Genomic DNA, 20,405 nt, shown 5'->3' with positions numbered 1-20,405 from the left:
GGAAAATATAAAGAAAGAAGATAATTACCACCAATTTCGTAACTTAGGACTATCCTACTACTAATTAACCACTCCCAAGGCCTCGCTTAAGGGATAGGAATTAGAGATAACAAAGGATCGCAGCTCTACGAAGTAGCGCCACCTTAATAACCGTGGGTGTAAGCCCACGGAAGAGAAACAAAACCAACTCTAGCCCCGAAGGGGCGACCCTAAATACAAAAACTATGTCCAGCTACCGTCAGATCTACTACCACATCGTCTTCCGAACCCATAATGGGGAGAAGGTTCTTGAGCAGGAGAACATCCGATCACTCTTTGCCTATATCATGGGCATCATCCCAAAGAGGAACTGCCACCTTTACCGCATCAACGCCATGGAGGACCATGTCCACATTCTCTGCGACCTGCATCCATCGGTTGCGCTGGCCGACTTGGTTCGCGATGTAAAGGCTTCCTCCTCCATGTGGATAAAGGAGCATCCATCTTTCCCAAAGTTCAAGGGCTGGGCGGAGGGCTACGGAGCCTTTACCTGCTCGTTTGCCGAAAAAGACAGGATAGCAGCCTACATCAAGGGGCAGCAGGAGCATCATAAGAAGTTTTCCTTCGAAGAGGAGTACCACAAGCTGCTCCAGGAGCATGGGGTTAAGGTAGATGAGCGCTACTTCCCTTAAGTCTCGGCTAGGGGCCGCCCCTGCGGGGCTGATGTGCGGTGGTATGCGGATTCCACGGGCTAAAGCCCGCGGTTACTAAGGTTAGGCTGCTGCGCAGCCCCTGCGGCTATCAAGCGTATCCATCTAGAACTAACGGTGCAATAGCTAAAAAGCCACCACCAAAATAAGCCTAAAATAGAACATGCTACAAAAGAGAACACAACCTTCTAGCCCACCATCCCAACCGCCTAACAGCAGCTCCTAGCGCTACGAAGTAGCGCAACCTCAATAACCGTGGGTGTAAGCCCACGGAAGAGAAACAAAAACTAACTCTAGCCCCGAAGGGGCGACCCCTAAATACGAAAACTATGTCCAGCTACCGCCAGATCTACTACCACATCGTCTTCCGAACCCATAATGGGGAGAAGGTTCTTGAGCAGGAGAACATCCGATCACTCTTTGCCTATATCATGGGCATCATCCAAAAGAGGAACTGCCACCTTTACCGCATCAACGCCATGGAGGACCATGTCCATATCCTCTGCGACCTGCATCCATCGGTTACGCTAGCCGACTTGGTTCGCGATGTAAAGGCTTCCTCCTCCATGTGGATAAAGGAACATCCATCTTTCCCAAAGTTCAAGGGCTGGGCGGAAGGCTACGGCGCCTTTACCTGCTCGTATGCCGAAAAGGATCGGGTAGCAGCCTATATAAAGGGGCAGCAGGAGCATCATAAGAAGTTTCCCTTCGAAGAGGAGTACCGCAAACTGCTCCAGGAGCATGGGGTTGAGGTCGATGAGCGCTACCCCTTAAGTAACAACTAGGGGCCGCCCCTACGGGGCTGATGGGCTGTGGTATGCGGATGCCACGGGCTAAAGCCCGCGGTTACTAAGGTTAGGCTGCTACGCAGCCCCTGCGGCTATTAGCCGTATTGCTATAGATATAACTGGGCATTAGATAAAAAGCCAGCCATCCAGTAAGCCAATAATAGGCCTTCCTCTGATCTAACATACAAACCGCATACTATAGATCAAAGTCATTAAAAGCACATGATCGCAAAAGAGATAAAGCAAAAGAGCCGCTGCATGAGCAGCGGCTCTTCCTTCTTAAATGCGTTGGAGAATGCCTCCCTAATGGCTACTTATGTTCGACAGAATTTCAATTTCTGTTGAGCCTAGGCCGCTGATTTAAACTTCGACTAGCAAGGGCTTTGATAAACCAGGCGTAGCAGGAGCAACCCTTAGCAAAGGCAATACCTATCTTTTTAGGATCTTACTTTTGTAAGCCATATCAAGCATGATGCTTATATCGAAATACAAGCCCGCAATGTTGCTTTTATTGGGCTGTAGCTCCATGTAGTCGCATTTATCCTTGGTAGAAGAATGCCGAAGTAACCTGAAGTCGAATTGCTTTAGCAGCTCATACTCGTGGTTGATCACAATTACTGATACTGAATTCTCACAACTAAGGCCGCGACCTGTGGACATTATGGTTGCTATCACTCTTGCAAACCTCCTGTACCAGATCTTTTCATTCTCCTTATCCCCCATTCTATGGTATGCATACCCTAGCATTTTCAGCTGCTGTATGTCGAAGGGAAAATCGGCAATAGACAGCTTGCAATACTTAATGATAGAATCACAATCGCTCTTTTCAAGCGTTGGTTTCCTGTAGTACTCTGCTAGAGTTTTAGCATATTTTGGCGTCCAGTATGGGTCGTACGAATCTTGAAAAACATACCCAAAGTAGAGCAACTTATACTGTTCATCAGTCAACAACGAATCATTGTTGCTTAAGCGCTCTAGTAGCTTAGGGTAGTAGTTCTCGGTTTCTTTGTTGCTAATTGTTTCCTTAATCTTTGCAAAGTCTGGTTTAGCAAACGTTGGAGGGACCTGGGCCGATCCTGGGCTAGAGCTTAAAATCAGAATGCTGCAAATTGCTAATAGATAGATTTTCATGTTTAAGTTGTTAATGCTGATATTCTTTCTATAGAGGTGAAGCTAAAAGCTCCACATGGTATCATAAAGCCTTCTTGCCACAACATGCGTTGGAGAATGCCCCCTCTAAATGCCCAACCTAAAATTCTTGATGCTGCTATACGTTAGCGAGAAATCTTCGAAGGTAGCGATAGTGCCGTTACCAATGGGGCTTTGGGTGCTTAGGCCCACCCATATCTTTTTGGGGTAGTTATTCTTGTAAACCTTCACCAAGTTCCAGGTAACCTTATCGAGCGAGTAGTAGAGCCCTACCGTCTTGGAGTCGGAGGTTATTCGTAGGTACACGCTCTTATCGGTAAGGATATCGTGGTTGTTGTCGTCCGATGTGCCAATGGTGCGAACGCTTACCACGCGGGTTCGCTTGTACTCGTCCTTCTCGAAGCAGAGCTTCTGCCACAGCTTACCCGTCGAGTAGATGTAAAGAACACCCGCATCGTAGGTCTCGTTAAAGGCGGGGGTAACCTTGGCCGTAAGGGTAAAGGGCCTGCTGTTGTCTACGGGAGTGAGCAGAATTGGCGAAGTGCCAACCACCGAGCCATTGCTGGGATCGTTAAAGTAGTCCTTCTTGGCATCGCTCTTTATGGTGAGCGTCCCGTTCTCGAACGTGTACAACTTTGCCGCGTTGTTTAGCGAACGGGTAAAGGTGATTCCTGGAAGCTTTACCTGGCAGGCCTCGCCAGGCTGTTGGTCGGCAGCCTTAAAGCTGCTCATGGTCATTGCGGCGCCTAAGAGCGCAAAAAGTACAAGTTTCATAATACTTAGTTTAGATTACGTTTAATTCTCATGTTCCCCACTGCCAACATGCGGCAAACCCGCATCGGCGTTGGCGCTGGGCAACGGCTAAAAGTATACAAATGCAAGGCATAGGCAGAGGACTACAAGGTCATTGTTGTATGGCTAGAATTGCAGCCACGCCCCCTACAGGCTAGCCAACCGCGGTTCGCTAGCGCGTAACGAGGCCGCAACTCCGCTAAACTTAGCGTCCTCGCTAAGTTTGCCCCTTCTAGGCCTCCGCCCATATCTAAGCCTGCCAACATAGCCCGACGGCGGCAAAGCCGACCGCCGAACGTGCGCTGATGATAGCCTTGGCTTAACTGAGAAAGCCGTTGCTGGTGCAACGGCTTTCTCAGTTAAGTACTTTTCTTCCCATTTTACAAGGCACAAGATTTCATTCAAATGGGGTGTATATCCTACTCTTTTAAAAATTTCCATAAAGAGACATCCATTCTCCCCCAATAATTAGATGAGGTTATTTCCATAATTAAAATGTTACTTTTTTCAAAATCAACAGATATCTTTTCATAAATATCTTTTGCTTTTAGATCTGATCTTAACAAAAAACTATTGTCAAAATACTTAATCCAATCACCAAGAGTTTTAATTCGATTCTCTATAGTCACAGAATCAGTTATGTTATGTTGAATGATATAAACACTCTTATTCATAATCTAATTAGTTTTGAATTTTACAACTATACATTTTTTCCATTTCAGTCAACCGAAACTTCCAAACTCCATTCCATTCAATTTCAACAACAAATCTAATGGGTTTATGATTCTGTGAATATAGCCCAAACATTGCTGTCCAAATCCCTTTCTCTTGATCTTTAATAGGTATTTTCCCGATAATCATCTTTGATGATTCTTTATCTTTAGGCGAATCAGGAGTTGAGACTATTGCTGGAGGCTGTATTTCAACTATGTTTATCAACTTTCTACTGCCCGAAGGAATTATAATTGTCTCTTTTAAATTTCCATTCCAATTCAAAGGAGTTCCAGTCGTTTCAATTGGATTTTTTATGTTAGAATTTTTTTCTTTAAATTCTAATTTTTCAAGATATATTTCAGCATTTATTGCAGGTACATTTCCTGTGTTCTGTACTTCAATTCTTGAAATGTACTTTTTTGCTTTAATATTATCAGAAGATACTTGATCTGACAATTCTTCAATTGTGATATTACTAGGTTCGCTAAATATTATCTTAGGACGATGCCACATTTCTCTCAAATCGTCTTTAAATAAAGCAATAACAACAGCAATAAATGTTATACCTGCAGAAACAATAGAAACAATTAATCGATGATAATCTGCTAATGAAATTGTTTTATTATCAGTAGAGATCATTTTCTCAACATTGAGAATCCAATTAACAACAACTAATAGCAAAACAACAATTGCTATCATTGCAATTATTGTGGTTAGTAATGAATTATTACTTAGACTAGTCTTTTTCATCATACTAGTTAAAACTAAAACTGTTCGACATATTTAATTTAAAGTTTACAAAAAGTCTTTTCAATCGCCCCCCACCACCACGAACAAGGCACAACCCGAAAGGAAAAATCTCCAAGCATGCTTAACGGTAGGTGTACGATTATAAAGATGCCGCTAAAGGTAACCAAAAGAGGGTAACGCGATACCATCCCCCACCCTACAAAGCTAAAATAAAGTCACAAAACCCTACCATCGCCCCAATTTAGACCATCAAAGCCAACTTACGCTAAAATAAGTTTCGTAGAGCTGTTGGAATTTTCGCGCAAAGCTTTTAGCTTAGGCCCGTTCACCTATAACAATTCTTTAAAAAATTTAAAACCATGAAAAAGCAATCAACGTCTGAAAGCGGACACGAAACCAACGTCGACAACCTAGACCTGCTCATCTCCACCATTACCAGCTACGGCGAAAAGTATAACCCCGCCAAGGCATCCATTTTCCTAGCGGCGCTTAAGGCCAAGGCCAAGGAGGCGCGCGCCGCCGTGGTGGTCCTCAACGACTGCAACACCGTCCTAAACCGCGCCACCATCGAGCGCAACAAGGTCTTCGCCCCACTGGGGCCGCTGGTTACCAGCTCGCTGAACGCCCTGCGCGCCTCCGACTCCGACGAGCAAACCGATAAGGCAGCCGCCGCCATCGTCCGCAAGCTTAGGGGCTCCCGCGCCGAGCCGGTCAAGAAGCAGCCCGCCAAGGCCGAACAAGACCTGCAGGCCAAGCCGGGCGAGGCCGCCGCGCCAGCCAAGGCGAAAACCACCTCCGTCTCGCAGAAGAGCATGGAGAGCATCGCCGACAACTTCGAGCGCTACGTGCAGTTCCTGGCCGGCACCCCCGAGTACGCCCCCAACGAGGAGGCCGTTAAGCTGGTCACCCTAAAGGCCCTTGCGGCCGACCTGCGCGCCAAGAATACCGCCTGCAACAACGCCAAGGTGGCCTCCGATAAAGCCCGCAACACCCGCAACCTGGCGCTCTACGAGCCCATCAAGGGGATGGTCGACGTTGCCCTCGACGCCAAAACCTACATCAAGTCGCTCTTCGGCCCCACCAGCCCCGAGTACAAGCAGGTGGCCAAGATCGAGTTCACCAAGGCATAGCCACACAACCGGGCGCCTCCAGGGGCACCCCGGCTGCTACCTGTAGCAAAAGGCGGGACCTCCCCTTCAGGCCGATTCCGCCTTACCGCTTCCCCCCTCCTCCCCCCAACCGACGGGCTCCTACCCAATGATCGCGGCCTCCCGGCACTATGCTTTGGTCTCCCGGCTCCAATCTTTCGCATTCTGGCAGTGATCTTTTGCTTCCTACCTCTGATATTTTTAATTCCGTCTGTAATCTTTCGCGTCCTGTCTCCTATCTTTTGAATTCTGGTTATGATCTTTCGCGTCCGGCCTCTTATCTTTTGAATTCCGGCTGTAATTTCTCGCTTCCTGTCTCTTATCTTTCCAACTCCTGTTGTGTACTTTTGCATCCCGCCTCTCATCTTTTGCATCCCGGCCATGTACTTTGCCATCACAACTACATACAAAAGCTAAATTCACCCCACCATCGGCCGCTCGCCGCCATCATCCAAAAAAAATGAGGTGAATTCAAAGCTTAGCATATCCAAAAACGAAATTCCTTGGAATGAATCTGCCCCTGTATTTCATTTTTATGATTTTCGCCATATTGTAGCCTCCCAGAACAAGACGTTTACAGAAGGACCGACCTACCAACGGCGAACAAGCTTAGCCGTATCGTATAGCTATTTTCCGTAAACACCATGGCGCAGCCATACCAGACTGGCAGGAATTCTGTCTGAGCGAGCGGAGCCACTACAACGCCAATCCGCGTAACGCCATCGAAAGGTCTACAGGTAACATTTGAAAAGGTAACATACCACCGCGACCGAGCGAGTTAATTCGTGCCAAGGCTTTTTGTTTCTTTTTGGCCTTACAAAAAGAATAGAAAAGAAGAGTTCTCGGCCTCTCCTAAGCGCAGTCAGCTATTTACAGGGTTCTTGAGTACGTTTAGAGACGAAATTCCTAAAATCTACCCCTCCGCCGTCGGCCGTGTTCGAATGTTCGCTAGCTTTGGGCCTTTAATGCTGATGCACCCCATGGAAAACCGTATCCCCGAGTACACCGCGCGCATAGCCGCGCTGCAGGCCACCCGCCATACCGCCGTAGCCCGCGGCAAGCGGCTGATGTGGCTCCGCCTGCTCTCCTTCGTAGCCGCCATAGCGGCGCTATTTGCGCTATTTCCCCATTCGGCAATAGCGGCAGCGGCAGCCAGCCTCGCGCTGCTGGCCCTGTTTGCCGTAGCCGCCCTGCGCGACCTGAGCAACCAGCGCCACATCGCCTACCTCGACAGCCTCATTACCATTAACCGGGACGAGCTGGCGGCCATCGATGGCTGCTACGCGGCGTTCGATGCGGGGCAGGAGTTCTTCGACACCAAGCACCCCTACTCCTACGACCTCGACATATTTGGATCTCAATCCATCTATCAGATGGTTTGTAGGGCCACCACCGCAAGCGGAAAGGCTGCGCTTGCCGCCCGGCTGCAGCAGCCGCTCCCCAAGAGCGAGATCGCAGCGCACCAGGAGGCCGTTGCCGAGCTGGCCGAAAAGGTGGAATGGCGGCAGGACCTCTTCGAGGCGGGCAAGCGCTACTCGGCCACCTCCTCCAGCATCAAAAGCGTGCTCGAGTGGGCCGCCTCCCCCGGCGAGCTCTTCGAAAGCCGCCTGCTACGCGCTACCTTATATATAATGCCGCCCATCACCATCACCCTCGCCGTGCTGTGGGCGCTCGGCATCCTACCCGGCGCCTTCTTCCTAGCCCTGATCGTGCACATGGTGGTCTACAACAGGTACGGCAAGCAGATAAACCTCGTCCAAGCGCAGGTGGCGAATGCCGAAAGCGAGATGCGCAGCTACTCGACGCTGCTGATGCACATCGAGCAGGGCCGCTTCACCAGCCCAAGGCTCATCCGCCTCCAAAAGGAGCTGGAGATGGAGGGCGAACCATCGTCGGCCATCGTAAAGCGGTTTGCCAGCCTGGTTGATAAGCTCGACTACCGCCTCAACATCATCTTCCTCCTTACCGTAAACGCGCTGCTCTTCTGGGATCTCCGAATGGCCATCCGCCTAACCGACTGGCGCAAGAGGTATGCGCCGCTAGCGCAGAAGTGGATTGATGTGGTTGGCGAGATGGAGGCGATAGCGTCGCTGGCCACGCTCCGCTACAACAACCCAAGCTGGGCATTCCCCCAAATAGCCGATGGCTACTTTACGGTAGATGCTACAGCAGTCGCCCATCCGCTGATCCCCCAGCAGCAGCGCATCGCCAACAGCTTTAGGGTTGATGAGCACGAGAAAGTCCTCCTGCTCACCGGCTCGAACATGGCCGGCAAGAGCACCTTCCTGCGCACGCTAGGCGTCAACATGGTGATGGCCTACGCCGGAAGCGCGGTGTGCGCCGAGAGGTTCGAGGTGTGCTACGTGCCGCTGCGCAGCAGCATGCGGATCACCGACTCGCTGGTCGAGAACACCTCGTCGTTCTACGCCGAGATAAGACGGCTGGGCGAGATCGTGCAGGCGGTGAAACTGGGCGAGCACCCCTTCCTCCTGCTCGACGAGATCCTCCGCGGCACCAACTCCAACGACCGCCACATCGGCTCGCGCGCCCTCATCGACCTGCTGGTGGAGTACGGCGTGTGCGGCATCATCGCCACGCACGACCTCACCCTCGCCCAGGCCAAGGACACCTACCCCGAGGCGCTCACCAACTACCACTTCGACGTGCAGGTGGACACCAACGACGAGCTCTTCTTCGACTATAAGGTGAAGTCCGGCATCTGCACCAGCCTCAACGCCTCCATCCTCATGCGCAAGATCGGGCTGAAGGTGTAGCAACGTATCACGACACACATATCAAGCAAAACCACCATCGCCACTATCAGTTTAACCTCTCCGAGGTAAACAGCAGGGTATGGATGATGGTATCTACAAATCGTAATGTCCTACGGACAAATTTCGAACGACGAGAATACCGCGTAGCGGTTATAGACTTGTAGCATCATTCCTACGCCACTCCATTTTTCTCCGTAGGAGATAAACAATAAGCAGCTATATCGTAGCGAGGCCCTTAAGTTAACGCTATTACGACGAAACGGGTAGGGCTGGGTTAAAAACGCAAAAACAAGCCCCCACTAGTTGTCGTGTGTCGTGATACTTGCGTCTTGATACTTGCGTCTATAAGGAAATCCCCACCCTCAATATCCCCACCAGCGCATTGGGTGTTGCCGCATCAAACCGCGAGGGGTTGATAACGTACTGAAGGTCGGGCTGGATGTAGATATTACGACAAACAGGGCACTTGTAGGTCAGCTCCACCACCGTTTCGCTCTGATAGATTGTCCCATGAAGATGGGCATACCCAACGGCAAGCCCCAGCTCGTCGGAACAACTCTTTGTTGCCAATCCTTTAAGAACCAACCCAGCCCCAGTATAGAATCTATTGGTATTGCCCTCTACAGGGCTATAGGAGAGCTGAAGGAAACCGTCCAAGCAACGATGCCCTGCAAATGACGACGTAAACCGTTGGTTCCCGACAAAGTAGAACCCGTAGTTTGACTCACTTACGCCATTCGCGCCAGTATCCATATGCTCGTTATGGCTATGGAAGTAAAAGCCGAACTTGTACGAGCCCGCTTCGTTAAGCACCATACCTTTATTATAGGCATACTCGCCAATCAACATAAAGCCATCGTTCCCCTCGAAGGGCGAGTCAAAGTTGGCGGGATGTATGGACATAAACCCAGGATTGCCATCGAACGCTCCAAGCCGCACGGTATGGGTTGAGTCGAAGCAGTACGCCAGCACTCCCCCTAAGCCCGTTATCGGGAAGACAGAAGCGGTAATATTATCGGAAAAGGTGGAGTGCAAGGCAAACGAAGAGTTGACAAAAGTGCTCCCAAACTCGTTCACGGAAAATTCGGCATTCATATCCTGGATACCAATAGTAGCAGATAGCTTCCCAAGCATCTGCCGATACCACAGCTCCTGAAAAAAAGTTCGGTTACCTGCCTGGATATTGCTTACCCCCTGAAAATCGCCAATAAAATCGTCGGAAGGAGTGCCGCCATGCGTGTTGGCAAAGTTCAGATGAAGTTCCCCTCCGCGCCACCATCCTGCCGCCTGCGTATTAAGTAGCAGCTGAGCATTTGCCAGCCCTAGATAGGTGCCTTGTAGGTTATGCCCCTTCCTTATACAGCCCACTCCATCGCCCACATACGAAAAAGATAGGCTAAGAGAAGAATTTGGCAGCGAATCGCAGTCCTGCGCAGAGGCTTCCCCCCACAAGAGGACACCCAGTAAAACCGCAGCTATTTTCTTTGTATTCATCGCATGTATTTAGTTCGATGCAAAGAAACACGCTCTGTAAATTCACAGAAATACCTAAATATAGGCATTTTCACCACGGAAGTTCTACCTGAATTCTATGATTGTCCCCCGCTCCTTCGATAGCATATGCGCTGGAACAGCCTCCTGAATATGCTTCTTGAGCGTATCGAGCAGGTTGCGCTTGGCGTAGCTGCGGGCATACGCCAGGCCAACCTCCCGAAGGGGTACCATATCGGTAAACGTACGCACCCGAGCCTTTCTTTTCTCCTCTAACTCCGAAATGGCCAGCTCGGGAAGCAGGGTAAACCCCCCATTACGGTCTATCATCTTTACCAGAGTTTCGAAAGAGCCGCTCTCGTACTCGAAAGGCAGCGAGTGTCGGTGCGTATCGTGGTACGAGCACAGGTTAAGCACCTGCGAACGGAAGCAATGGCCGCTGCTCAGCAGCCAGAGATCGGGAGCAGCCAGCTCCTTCACCGCAATAGCAGGCTTCTCCGTGAAGATATGCCCTTCGCTGGCGTACACCATAATCTCCTCGTAGAACAGCACCTCCTCCTGTATGGCCGAATTGTGCAGAGGCGTAACCAGAATGCCCACATCCAGCAAATCCTTCTTCAAAGCCTTCTCTATATCATCGGTAATCATCTCCCTAACCTTCAGGTGCAGGTTAGGATGGTCGCTCGCCAACGAGTTCATGAACAGCGGAAGCAGGTATGGTGCCAGCGAAGGTATTACGCCAATGCGCAGCTCCCCGGCAATCTCCTTCCGATGGTTGGCCACAATGGCCTCTATCCCCTTTGCCTCGCGGAGGATTGTCCGAGCCTGCTCAATTATCTCCCGACCAACATCGGTAGGGATAATTGGCTGCTTGGTCCTGTCGAAGATGGAGACGCCCAGCTCGTCCTCCATCTTTTTAATCTGCATGCTCAGCGTAGGCTGCGTAACAAAGCACTTATCAGCCGCCGTAGCAAAATGGCGGTAGGTATCCACCGCAACAACGTATTCGAACTGCACTAACGATACCATACTACTACATTATATATATGTAAGGTCGGCTCCAAGCCGCTACGTCTTCACCACCTAGCCAGACAGTAAAAAGAAAATCACGCCCAAATCTGCCCAATCCTCCTCCATAACTATCTGACGTTGCAAAGATATAAACTCACTCTATTGCATCATAATTATTATCGATTTGATTTATATCGTGCATCCAAATACATTTGCATCAACAAAAGAGAGAAAAACGACAAACACTTAACAGCAATGGAAAGAAACATAAGCGCAATAGGATTAGGCATCGAAGATTCGTCAGCTCTAGCAGCTAGTTTAAACGACCTTCTAGCCAACTACCAGATATTTTACCAGAACCTTCGAGGCTTTCACTGGAATATAAAAGGGGACAAGTTCTTCGAGCTGCACCTCAAATTCGAGGAACTCTACAACGATGTCATCCTAAAGATCGATGAGGTTGCCGAGCGCATCCTAACGCTAGGCTCAACACCTCTTCATGCCTACAGCGATTACCTCGCAAGCTCCGAGATAAAAGAAGCAAAGAACCTCAGCGACACCAGCTCAACCATCACTACCACTCTCGGAAATTTCACCGCACTAGTAGTTAAGGAAAGAGCGCTACTAAAGCAAGCACAGGAAATTGGCGACGAAGGTACTGCCACCCTAATGAGCGACTACATTTCGCAGCAGGAAAAAACGATTTGGATGCTCTCAGCATACCAAAATCGATAAAAGAAGAACACAATAAAACAACAATAAAAACACAATAAAAATGTCAAACAGAATTTTAAGCGTAGGCAGCACATTCCCTGAATTTAACAAAACCGCAGTAGTATCGTTGGAAAAAGGCAAAGAGTTCGCCAATATCACCTCCGAAGATCACAAGAAAGACGGAAAATGGATGGTTCAGTTCTGGTGGCCAATGGACTTTACATTTGTATGTCCAACCGAGATCGCCGAATTCAATAAGGCCTATGGCGAATTTGCCGACAGAGATACCCTTCTAGTTGGCGCATCAACCGACTCCGAATTCGTGCACCTTGCCTGGCGCAACAACCACAACGACCTGCACGACCTTAAATTCCCCATGCTAGCCGACACCTCAAAGTCGCTTGCCGAAGAACTCGGAATTCTTGTAAACGATGCAAAAGTAGCCTACCGTGTAACCTACATTGTAGACCCACAAGGCATAATCCGATTTGTTAGCGTTAACGATCTAAGCGTAGGCCGCAACGTAAAAGAGGTGCTCCGCGTACTAGATGCCCTTCAAACCGATGAGCTTTGCCCATGTAACTGGGAAAAAGGACAGGAAACGATTAAGCAATAAGATTTTCAACTGCCGAGAGCCTCCTACCTGGAGGCTCTCATAATAAATAGAAAAAGAGGAGCAACTCCCCCAACCAGATAACCCCACAAACAGCAAAAGATGTACAACGAAACAGCCCAAGAGCTACTCGCCGACCTTGGTATTAGCGCAGAGCATCGCTTCCCTGCTCTTGAAACATTATCGCAGAGCAGCACAAAATATTTACGCGATCTTAAGGTAAACGTAAAAACAGCCTTAGCATCAGAAGCACTTGGAGAAAAAGACGCGCTACTCATAGCCTATGCTACCGCCATAAACAACAAAAATCATCCGCTTCAAGATGCCCTTAAGGCAAAAGCACTCGCAGCAAATGCAACACCCGACGAGCTTGCAGAGTCTGCAGCAATAGCATCACTATTAAGTGCGAACAACGTTCTCTATCGCTTCCGCCACTTCAGCGACAATAAGAAGTACACCGAGTTACCAGCCCGCATTCGCATGAACATAATGATGAGCCCAGTATTGGGTAAGGAGTGCTTTGAGCTTATAAGTTTGGCCGTATCGGCAGTAAACGGCTGCAAAGTTTGCGTAAACTCTCACGAGCATTCTGTTCGAGAGTTAGGTACTAACGAGGAAAGAATATTTGATGCCATTAGGCTTGCTGCGATTGTTGCTTCGCTGGACAGAATTATTGGGTAACAATATTCAATCAAAAAAAGGGACTACAAGCGTAATCCCTTTCCAATAGCATAGCGTTTTACAGGCTAAAGAGACGCTACAATTTTTTCTACAATTCTTGGGAAATGCTCGTATTCTAGCGCATGAATCTTTTCTGCAACCATCTCTGGACTATCTGTAGGAAGAACTTCTGTCTTAGCCTGAAAAATGATACTTCCCTCATCGTAGTTGCTATTCACATAGTGAATGGTAATTCCTGTCTCATGCTCCCCATTTTCTACAACAGCAGCATGTACCTTCATCCCAAACATCCCCTTCCCACCATATTTTGGGAGCAATGCAGGATGAATATTCACAATCCTTTCACTAAAATATTCGATGATATCGTCAGGAACTAGCCACAAGAAACCAGCAAGCACGATACAGTCAATTTCTTGCTCTTTAAGTGTTTCCAATATTTTAGAAGAATTGTAAAAGTCATCTCTGCCGAAATATAGCGATGGGACTCCCAATCGGTGGGCTCTTTCCAAGGCAAAAGCATCTTTTTTATTGGAAAGAATGACTGAAACACGAGCTAAATCACCCTTTCTGAAATATTTTACTAAATTTTCTGCATTGCTGCCAGAGCCAGATGCAAGTACTGCTATTTTTTTCATTCTGCGCTGATTTCCAGGGTTAAAAACAAGATGACGGTAAAAAATTAGAAAAAGAAATGCCAAAAATAAGAACAAAATGTTATACATTTGTCCCGTCATTCGCAAAGAGGGCAATTTCAATATTATAAAAATTGTTTTTCTTTGCGGTGAAATTTAAAGGTCAAATTCAGTACTAATCAAAATTTACCGTTATGTCTGATATCGCATCAAAAGTAAAAGCTATCATTGTTGAGAAGCTTGGCGTAGACGAAAATGAAGTTGTTCCAGCAGCTAGCTTCACCAACGACCTAGGCGCTGACTCACTTGACACTGTTGAGCTAATCATGGAATTTGAAAAGGAATTTAGCATTTCTATTCCAGACGAAGATGCTGAAAAAATCGGCACTGTTGGCGATGCAGTTTCTTACATTGAGCAACACGTAAAGTAAGAAGAGAAAACTAGAACAGAAATTTTGTTATAAAACTTGGACGTATGGAATTAAAGAGAGTTGTAGTTACTGGAATTGGAACAATCAACCCATTAGGAAATTCAATCGAAGAGTACTTTACTAACCTAGAGAATGGTGTTAGTGGTGCAGAGATGATCCCCTATTTCGATACATCCAAGTTTAAAACAAAATTTGCCTGTACAGTTAAGAACTTTGACCCTAATCAACACTTCGATCGCAAGGAAGTTAAGAAGTTGGATCTTTATGCACAGTATGCCATAGTGGCTGCCGAGCAAGCATTTGCAGATTCAGGACTTAACGAAACAAACCTAGATCCAGATAGAGGTGGTGTAATTTGGGGATCTGGAATTGGTGGCATTAACACCTTTTCTCAAGAAGTAAAGGGATATGTCGAGGGTGATGGAACCCCTCGATTTAACCCCTTCTTCATTCCAAAAATGATTGCAAATATTGCAGCAGGACATATTTCCATAAAGCTCAACCTACGTGGACCAAACTACTGTACCTTGTCTGCATGTGCATCTTCCAACCATGCAATTATTGATTCATTCAACACAATTCGTTTAGGCAAAGCCGATGTTTTGATCGCTGGTGGATCAGAAGCATCCGTAAATGAAGCAGGTGTTGGAGGATTTAATGCGCTACAAGCCCTTTCTACCCGTAACGATGACTACAAGACGGCATCACGTCCATTTGACTCTGGTCGAGACGGATTTGTAATCGGAGAGGGAGCAGGTGCTCTTATTCTTGAAGAGTATGAACACGCAATCGCACGTGGCGCAAAAATCTATGCAGAAGTCGTTGGTGGTGGTATGACAGCCGATGCTTACCATATGACTGCCCCTCATCCAGAAGGATTGGGAGCTAGCAACTCTATGAGAATGGCAATCACCGATGCTGGCATTGAGCCTTCTGCTATCGACTATGTAAACGTTCACGGAACCTCTACCCCACTCGGCGACATTGCTGAAATTAAATCAGTAAAAAATGTGTTTGGGGATCATGCCAAGAAGATAAACATCAGTTCGACAAAATCTATGACCGGACACCTTCTAGGTGCCGCTGGTGCTGTTGAGGCCATAGCATGTATCTTAGCAATTACTAAAGGGATTATTCCACCAACAATCAACAACGAAAATTTCGATCCAGAGTTAGATTCTGAATTGAATTACACCCTAAACAAGGCTCAGAAGCGTGAGGTTAACTACGCGCTAAGTAATACCTTTGGGTTTGGTGGACATAACGCAACTGTTATCCTTAAGAAATTCTCTAAGTAGTAGCATTGCTCAACAAGTTACTACATTCGGTAAAGATCGCCCTTTCTAAGGACAAGAAAATATACTTGGCACTTAGAGAGATGTTCGATCTTTACCCTTCCAACATTTCGCTATACAAAGTCGCTATAACCCACAAATCAGTTCTAAATACTCATCATCCAGTTATTCACAACGAACGATTAGAGTTTTTAGGCGATGCTGTGCTCGATTTAGTCGTAGCCGACTTCCTTTATGAGGAATATCAAGACAAAAGCGAAGGGTTTCTAACCAAGATGCGTGCAAAAATCGTTAGCCGCTCTACTCTTAACCAGTTATCTATAGACATTGGTATTCCTTCCTTATTGGTTCTACACACCAACCCCAATCACCAAATTAAACACATCTACGGCGATGCCCTAGAGGCACTAATTGGCGCCATTTACCTCGACAAGGGATACGCATACACTAAAAAGATGCTCATCAAATTCATTCGCAACCACATTGATTTTAGCAGATTAGAGTATACGGAAACCGATTTTAAAAGTCGTCTTATAGAATGGGGCCAAAAAAACAAGAAAGAATTCTCCTTCGAATTTCACGAGAGTTTTATAGAAGATGCTAAAACAATTACCTTTACAGCAAACATCCTTCTTGGATCATTAGTTGTAGGCAAGGGAGTTGGTCAATCAAAAAAAGAGGCTGAACAAAAAGCTGCATGCAAAGCATTAAGCACAATTGCCGAGCATTTATCGTTGAACCTTAACTAGCATGGTATGAGGGCAAGGAAACTACCAGTAAAGCCTTTACAGAAAGTAAAACTTGCTGATTTGCCCAGCAGTACACTTATCCTTTTTGCCATATGCTCTACAGAAAACGGTTACAGGTTAAGCTGGCTACTCAACTCAATACTATCCCTTAACCTCCAACGTCACGAACTAAATAGCAACGAATTTCCTGACTTCATTTGCAAGTTCGATGCCTTTACTGAAGAAAAGAATAATGGAGCTATTCTTTTACCTAATAAAATAGACCCCACAAGTTTTATTGCGCCAAAGTACAAAGAATTCGACTTCTTACTTGCCATTCGTCAAAATTCAGACGTTTTATCTCTCGAATCTGCGATAAAAAAGACTTCTGGAGTTGTAGCAGCAGTTCAAATTACCAATCTCAACAAGATGATTCTTGATTTAGTTAATCTATTTTAGCATTTTACGATCTTTTTATAGCTTAAGCTAAACTAGTGGCCCTTTAATCAATACTATCTTTGCATGATAGTAAAAGTTAAAATCCTTTTCTAATTTTATCTTTTAAAGGAATTCTGCCTCATAGTAAGCACTAGCATGAATAAAAAGCAAATCTGGTTACTGGTTTCCATCATCTTCCTTACCTCTGTAGGCTTGATATTCGTTCAAACCCTATGGATTAGGAATTCGCTTAAAATCAAAGAAGATGAGTTAAGCGACCAACTCAATGAGACCATTCGCCAAGTTATTCAAGACATTCAGCAAAGTGAAATACTTACCCAAACCGAAAGAACCGTATCCCCTTTTGGTAATAATGACGCAATCAATCCCTATTACGAAGATCAGTATAATGTAGTAAAAAAAACTCGCTCATCAGTTCACACCGTTAGTAAAAACGAAAAGATATACTACATCGACTCCAAGGATACAAACAAGTTTGTCAATCAGGTTAAAGGTTCATTCAAGTCAAATGCAGTAAGTTCAATTGTCAGCAATGCCTATAAGAACAAAAGACCAGAAACTCCCAATTCACAGAATAGCGAGAGAGTAAGGTTTCCGATGAATGACCGTTACAAGAAGCGTACGGTATTCATCTCCGAAACCATAGATAAACTCATTCGAGTGGAGGAACCAATTTCTCAACGTGTCAGCAAAAAACAGATTGATTCTCTTATCCGTCTCGAATTAAAAAAAAGAGGTATACGCATTCCATTTGAGTTTGCTGTAACCGACGAGGGAGCAAACAACATATTTAAATCTGAAAATTTTGAAAGGAATCCGACAGATGCGCTCACTGTTCACCAACAGATTTCACCAGAAGGCTACACGCGCACATCTTTCCTTCACGTAAACTTCCCGAACACGCAGAAGGTAGCATTCCGATCTATGGCAATGCTTGCAGCAATGTCCGTCGGATTAACTTTGATCATCATTTTTACCTTTTCTCTCACTTTACTTGTTATATTTAGACAGAAGAAATTAGCCGAGATAAAAAATGATTTTGTCAGCAACATGACGCACGAGTTGAAAACGCCCATATCAACGATTTCGCTTGCTGCCCAAATGCTACAAGACAAAAGTCTGCCCAACTCATCAAAAAACTATGACTACCTGTCAAAAATTGTTGGTGACGAGAGCAAGCGTTTGGGTTTTCTTGTAGAGAAAGTGCTTCAAATGGCAATTTTCGACAAGGGGAAACTTAAACTTAAAACAAAAGAAATTGACGTACATGCAATCGCTGGTAAAGTATGCGATAACCTTCAACTTCAGGTTTCCAGCAGAAAAGGATCCCTTGAACGATCATTTTCTGCTGAAAAATGCATTATTTTTGCCGATGAGGTGCATATTACAAATATTATAGCTAACTTGTTGGACAATGCGTTAAAGTATAGCAAGGGTATTCCTTCAATCAAGTTGTCGACTTACAATAAGGACGAAGGAATCGTTATAGAAGTGAAGGATAACGGTATTGGAATCAGCAAGGACAACATAAAACGCATTTTTGAACAGTTTTATAGAGTCCCAACAGGCAACGTACACAACGTAAAAGGCTTTGGTTTGGGATTAAGCTACGTAAAAAAGATTGTTGAAGCACACGGAGGACAGATTTGGGCCGATAGTGAACTAGGCTCAGGAAGTACCTTCAGCATCTACATACCATTTAAAAGTGGACTAAGTAACAATTAAACCTGTATAACAATGGAAAGCAAGGCGAAGGTTCTTTTAGCAGAAGATGATGAAAACCTTGGTATGTTACTAAAGGAGTATTTAAACGCCAAAGGTTATCAAACCGAGCTTTATGTCGATGGTGAAAAAGCATTCGACGGATTTAAGAACAACAAGTACGACATCGTAATTCTAGATGTGATGATGCCCGTAAAAGACGGCTTCTCCGTCGCTAAGGATATCAGAATGATCGACGACAAGGTGCCAGTACTTTTCCTAACCGCTAAGTCGATGAAGGAAGATGTTCTTGAAGGATTCTCTGTAGGTGGAGATGACTACATGACAAAACCATTCAGCATTGAAGAACTTCAATACCGTATTGAAGCTATTCTACGCCGCACAAAAGGCGCTGGAGGGGTGGCAAGTCAAGATCAATTTACTCTTAGCACGTTTACTTTTGATGCTACCAAGCAGATACTTGGACACAATGGCGTTGATCAAAAGCTTACCGCAAAGGAATCGGAATTGCTCAAATTTTTATGTATCAACAGAAATGCTGTACTTGACAGAAATTTCGCGTTGAAAACTATCTGGTCTGATGATAGCTACTTCAACGCTCGCAGCATGGACGTATACATTACAAAGTTGAGAAAGTATCTAAAAGACGATCCGTCAATTCAGATTCTGAATATCAGAGGAAAAGGATTTAAGCTAATCGGCTAATAAAGTTTTAGGATTGACAATTGTCAATCCTAAAACTTATGTACATTTACGGCAGTAAAAAAGTTGGCTGAAAGGGTATGAGGAATTTTTGGGGAAACATTTCGTTAGCACTAAAACTTAAGTTTGGAATCGTTCCATCGACACAAGTTTATGAATCCAAATTGAAAAACATTTGGGATGATGTGGAATTCATTCGTGAATTTTCTAAAGGAGATTTATGGAAAGAATATGAGGAATTTGGAAAGGCAAAGCATCTATCAAAGGAAGAGCGAAAAAGTGCCAGAATTCGAATCAAAGAAATTGTCCAAAGCGAAAGTTGGAAGCGATATACTAAACTAAAAAAATCATCAACCATCGCCGAGTTTCTTAGATTAGAAGAAACATTTTCAGATGACTTCGAGTGCGAGAAAATTGATGAGGCGAAATGGCTCACAAAATTCTTTTGGGGAGAAACCATTTTAGGAAAGGGTTACTCTCATTCTGAAGAGTTTCACAATTATACCGAGGGTAAGAACTTACGATTCAAAAATAGCACCCTCATTATTAGTACCAACGAAGAGGAAAACACATCACTCTCGTGGAATAAGAAATACGGATTCCTAAGCAGAAAATCTGGTTTTACCTCTGGAATTATAAATACAGGCAAAAGTTTCCGCCAGCAACATGGCAGGTTTGAGGCTAAAATGGATTTCAATCATACAGACGGCATTTATAATGCATTCTATATGATTGGCAATTCTGCGAGTCCTCACCTTAATATTTTTAAGGTATCTCAAAACTTTGAACTTGGTCTAATCAATGGAACAAAGGATAAGGATAACAACCAATCGAAAGTTTCGCTTAATCTCCTTAAAGAGAATTCCTACATTGCCGGTATTGAATGGAATGATAAGGAAATAAAATGGTTATTGAACGGAGTTGTAGTAAAACGAATCACCAATAATCTGCCGAACACTCCACTCTACCTTGTATTTTCATCGGGCGTTTACAAAAATGTAAAAGGAACGGAATCTAACGATTTCCTAATAGATTGGGTTAGATGCTACAAGAAGAATTAGTTGAGAGTTGTGAATAAAATAAAAAAGAGGTCGATTAGACCTCTTTTTTATTTTATTCACA

Annotated in this window: 21 protein-coding genes; 14 read left to right on the top strand and 7 right to left on the bottom strand. The window is 45.6% G+C overall.

Going from position 1 to position 20,405, the window contains the following annotated elements; all coding sequences use genetic code 11:
- Positions 1-224 precede the first annotated feature (224 nt).
- Both tnpA (ACHZA1_RS11005) and tnpA (ACHZA1_RS11000) read left to right on the top strand, forming a co-directional pair.
- Positions 225-671: an IS200/IS605 family transposase gene (gene tnpA / locus ACHZA1_RS11005; RefSeq protein WP_320051934.1), complete on the top strand. Its 447-nt coding sequence runs from the start codon at positions 225-227 to the stop codon at positions 669-671.
- Between the two features lie 347 nt (positions 672-1,018).
- Entirely contained in the window at positions 1,019-1,474 is a 456-nt protein-coding gene (gene tnpA, locus ACHZA1_RS11000) for an IS200/IS605 family transposase (protein WP_320051933.1), read from the top strand.
- A gap of 432 nt (positions 1,475-1,906) precedes the next feature.
- Here tnpA (ACHZA1_RS11000) and ACHZA1_RS10995 read toward each other — a convergent pair whose 3' ends face one another.
- From ACHZA1_RS10995 to ACHZA1_RS10980, 4 genes are all read right to left on the bottom strand, one after another.
- On the bottom strand, positions 1,907-2,608 hold the full coding sequence (locus tag ACHZA1_RS10995; protein WP_320051932.1) for a DUF4919 domain-containing protein: 702 nt from the start codon (positions 2,606-2,608) through the stop codon (positions 1,907-1,909).
- 105 nt (positions 2,609-2,713) lie between these two features.
- Entirely contained in the window at positions 2,714-3,400 is a 687-nt protein-coding gene (locus ACHZA1_RS10990) for a DUF1349 domain-containing protein (RefSeq protein ID WP_320051931.1), read from the bottom strand.
- A gap of 437 nt (positions 3,401-3,837) precedes the next feature.
- Positions 3,838-4,092 (bottom strand): hypothetical protein, encoded by a 255-nt coding sequence (locus ACHZA1_RS10985; protein WP_320051930.1) that lies wholly within the window; start codon positions 4,090-4,092, stop codon positions 3,838-3,840.
- 7 nt (positions 4,093-4,099) lie between these two features.
- On the bottom strand, positions 4,100-4,831 hold the full coding sequence (locus ACHZA1_RS10980) for a hypothetical protein (RefSeq protein WP_320051929.1): 732 nt from the start codon (positions 4,829-4,831) through the stop codon (positions 4,100-4,102).
- 410 nt (positions 4,832-5,241) lie between these two features.
- Between ACHZA1_RS10980 and ACHZA1_RS10975 the strand changes: the two genes are divergently transcribed.
- Together ACHZA1_RS10975 and ACHZA1_RS10970 are read left to right on the top strand one after the other, a co-directional pair.
- Positions 5,242-6,012, top strand: coding sequence for a hypothetical protein (locus ACHZA1_RS10975; RefSeq protein WP_320051928.1), 771 nt, complete (start codon positions 5,242-5,244; stop codon positions 6,010-6,012).
- Positions 6,013-7,010: 998 nt separating this feature from the next.
- Entirely contained in the window at positions 7,011-8,804 is a 1,794-nt protein-coding gene (locus ACHZA1_RS10970) for a hypothetical protein (RefSeq protein WP_320051927.1), read from the top strand.
- Between the two features lie 342 nt (positions 8,805-9,146).
- Here the strand turns inward: ACHZA1_RS10970 and ACHZA1_RS10965 are convergent, their stop codons facing one another.
- Positions 9,147-10,298 (bottom strand): carbohydrate porin, encoded by a 1,152-nt coding sequence (locus ACHZA1_RS10965; RefSeq protein ID WP_320051926.1) that lies wholly within the window; start codon positions 10,296-10,298, stop codon positions 9,147-9,149.
- A gap of 84 nt (positions 10,299-10,382) precedes the next feature.
- Positions 10,383-11,324, bottom strand: a complete 942-nt coding sequence (locus tag ACHZA1_RS10960) for a hydrogen peroxide-inducible genes activator (RefSeq protein WP_320051925.1) — start codon at positions 11,322-11,324, stop codon at positions 10,383-10,385.
- 237 nt (positions 11,325-11,561) lie between these two features.
- Between ACHZA1_RS10960 and ACHZA1_RS10955 the strand changes: the two genes are divergently transcribed.
- The 3 genes from ACHZA1_RS10955 (at position 11,562) to ACHZA1_RS10945 (ending at position 13,314) form a co-directional block, all read left to right on the top strand.
- Complete coding sequence (locus ACHZA1_RS10955) at positions 11,562-12,041, top strand: Dps family protein (protein ID WP_320051924.1); 480 nt, start codon at positions 11,562-11,564, stop codon at positions 12,039-12,041.
- Positions 12,042-12,093: 52 nt separating this feature from the next.
- Positions 12,094-12,636, top strand: a complete 543-nt coding sequence (locus ACHZA1_RS10950; RefSeq protein WP_394701080.1) for a peroxiredoxin — start codon at positions 12,094-12,096, stop codon at positions 12,634-12,636.
- A gap of 99 nt (positions 12,637-12,735) precedes the next feature.
- Positions 12,736-13,314, top strand: a complete 579-nt coding sequence (locus ACHZA1_RS10945) for a carboxymuconolactone decarboxylase family protein (RefSeq protein ID WP_320051922.1) — start codon at positions 12,736-12,738, stop codon at positions 13,312-13,314.
- Between the two features lie 65 nt (positions 13,315-13,379).
- On the opposite strand, the gene purN is transcribed toward ACHZA1_RS10945, so the two are convergent.
- The gene (gene purN, locus ACHZA1_RS10940; RefSeq protein ID WP_320051921.1) at positions 13,380-13,949 is read right to left on the bottom strand and encodes a phosphoribosylglycinamide formyltransferase; all 570 of its coding nucleotides are present in this window, start codon (positions 13,947-13,949) and stop codon (positions 13,380-13,382) included.
- Between the two features lie 191 nt (positions 13,950-14,140).
- Here purN and ACHZA1_RS10935 point away from each other — a divergent pair, with 191 nt between their 5' ends.
- The 7 genes from ACHZA1_RS10935 (at position 14,141) to ACHZA1_RS10905 (ending at position 20,344) form a co-directional block, all read left to right on the top strand.
- A complete protein-coding gene (locus ACHZA1_RS10935) occupies positions 14,141-14,377 on the top strand; it encodes an acyl carrier protein (RefSeq protein ID WP_320051920.1) in 237 nt (78 codons plus the stop codon).
- 44 nt (positions 14,378-14,421) lie between these two features.
- Positions 14,422-15,675 (top strand): beta-ketoacyl-ACP synthase II, encoded by a 1,254-nt coding sequence (gene fabF, locus ACHZA1_RS10930; RefSeq protein WP_320051919.1) that lies wholly within the window; start codon positions 14,422-14,424, stop codon positions 15,673-15,675.
- 80 nt (positions 15,676-15,755) lie between these two features.
- Positions 15,756-16,421: a ribonuclease III gene (gene rnc / locus ACHZA1_RS10925; protein WP_320051918.1), complete on the top strand. Its 666-nt coding sequence runs from the start codon at positions 15,756-15,758 to the stop codon at positions 16,419-16,421.
- Positions 16,422-16,427: 6 nt separating this feature from the next.
- Positions 16,428-16,859: an IPExxxVDY family protein gene (locus ACHZA1_RS10920; protein ID WP_320051917.1), complete on the top strand. Its 432-nt coding sequence runs from the start codon at positions 16,428-16,430 to the stop codon at positions 16,857-16,859.
- Between the two features lie 135 nt (positions 16,860-16,994).
- Positions 16,995-18,584, top strand: coding sequence for a HAMP domain-containing sensor histidine kinase (locus ACHZA1_RS10915; RefSeq protein ID WP_320051916.1), 1,590 nt, complete (start codon positions 16,995-16,997; stop codon positions 18,582-18,584).
- A 12-nt stretch (positions 18,585-18,596) separates the two neighbouring features.
- The gene (locus tag ACHZA1_RS10910) at positions 18,597-19,286 is read left to right on the top strand and encodes a response regulator transcription factor (protein ID WP_320051915.1); all 690 of its coding nucleotides are present in this window, start codon (positions 18,597-18,599) and stop codon (positions 19,284-19,286) included.
- A gap of 77 nt (positions 19,287-19,363) precedes the next feature.
- Positions 19,364-20,344, top strand: a complete 981-nt coding sequence (locus ACHZA1_RS10905; protein ID WP_320051914.1) for a glycoside hydrolase family 16 protein — start codon at positions 19,364-19,366, stop codon at positions 20,342-20,344.
- Positions 20,345-20,405: the final 61 nt, after the last annotated feature.

The sequence above is a fragment of the uncultured Acetobacteroides sp. genome (assembly GCF_963667355.2).
GTDB lineage: Bacteria > Bacteroidota > Bacteroidia > Bacteroidales > ZOR0009 > Acetobacteroides.
The sequence above is the reverse complement of the archived record's forward strand: the minus strand, read 5'-3'. Positions and strand labels throughout refer to the sequence as shown.

Coding starts and splice junctions, on each gene's coding strand:
- ACHZA1_RS10960 (WP_320051925.1), bottom strand. CDS start 11,324: ATGGTATCGTTAGTGCAGTTCGAATACGTTGTTGCGGTGGATACCTAC.
- ACHZA1_RS10905 (WP_320051914.1), top strand. CDS start 19,364: ATGAGGAATTTTTGGGGAAACATTTCGTTAGCACTAAAACTTAAGTTT.
- ACHZA1_RS10920 (WP_320051917.1), top strand. CDS start 16,428: ATGAGGGCAAGGAAACTACCAGTAAAGCCTTTACAGAAAGTAAAACTT.
- ACHZA1_RS10910 (WP_320051915.1), top strand. CDS start 18,597: ATGGAAAGCAAGGCGAAGGTTCTTTTAGCAGAAGATGATGAAAACCTT.
- ACHZA1_RS10915 (WP_320051916.1), top strand. CDS start 16,995: ATGAATAAAAAGCAAATCTGGTTACTGGTTTCCATCATCTTCCTTACC.
- ACHZA1_RS10945 (WP_320051922.1), top strand. CDS start 12,736: ATGTACAACGAAACAGCCCAAGAGCTACTCGCCGACCTTGGTATTAGC.
- tnpA (WP_320051933.1), top strand. CDS start 1,019: ATGTCCAGCTACCGCCAGATCTACTACCACATCGTCTTCCGAACCCAT.
- purN (WP_320051921.1), bottom strand. CDS start 13,949: ATGAAAAAAATAGCAGTACTTGCATCTGGCTCTGGCAGCAATGCAGAA.
- ACHZA1_RS10995 (WP_320051932.1), bottom strand. CDS start 2,608: ATGAAAATCTATCTATTAGCAATTTGCAGCATTCTGATTTTAAGCTCT.
- ACHZA1_RS10955 (WP_320051924.1), top strand. CDS start 11,562: ATGGAAAGAAACATAAGCGCAATAGGATTAGGCATCGAAGATTCGTCA.
- tnpA (WP_320051934.1), top strand. CDS start 225: ATGTCCAGCTACCGTCAGATCTACTACCACATCGTCTTCCGAACCCAT.
- ACHZA1_RS10985 (WP_320051930.1), bottom strand. CDS start 4,092: ATGAATAAGAGTGTTTATATCATTCAACATAACATAACTGATTCTGTG.
- fabF (WP_320051919.1), top strand. CDS start 14,422: ATGGAATTAAAGAGAGTTGTAGTTACTGGAATTGGAACAATCAACCCA.
- ACHZA1_RS10990 (WP_320051931.1), bottom strand. CDS start 3,400: ATGAAACTTGTACTTTTTGCGCTCTTAGGCGCCGCAATGACCATGAGC.
- ACHZA1_RS10970 (WP_320051927.1), top strand. CDS start 7,011: ATGGAAAACCGTATCCCCGAGTACACCGCGCGCATAGCCGCGCTGCAG.
- rnc (WP_320051918.1), top strand. CDS start 15,756: ATGTTCGATCTTTACCCTTCCAACATTTCGCTATACAAAGTCGCTATA.
- ACHZA1_RS10975 (WP_320051928.1), top strand. CDS start 5,242: ATGAAAAAGCAATCAACGTCTGAAAGCGGACACGAAACCAACGTCGAC.
- ACHZA1_RS10935 (WP_320051920.1), top strand. CDS start 14,141: ATGTCTGATATCGCATCAAAAGTAAAAGCTATCATTGTTGAGAAGCTT.
- ACHZA1_RS10980 (WP_320051929.1), bottom strand. CDS start 4,831: ATGATAGCAATTGTTGTTTTGCTATTAGTTGTTGTTAATTGGATTCTC.
- ACHZA1_RS10965 (WP_320051926.1), bottom strand. CDS start 10,298: ATGAATACAAAGAAAATAGCTGCGGTTTTACTGGGTGTCCTCTTGTGG.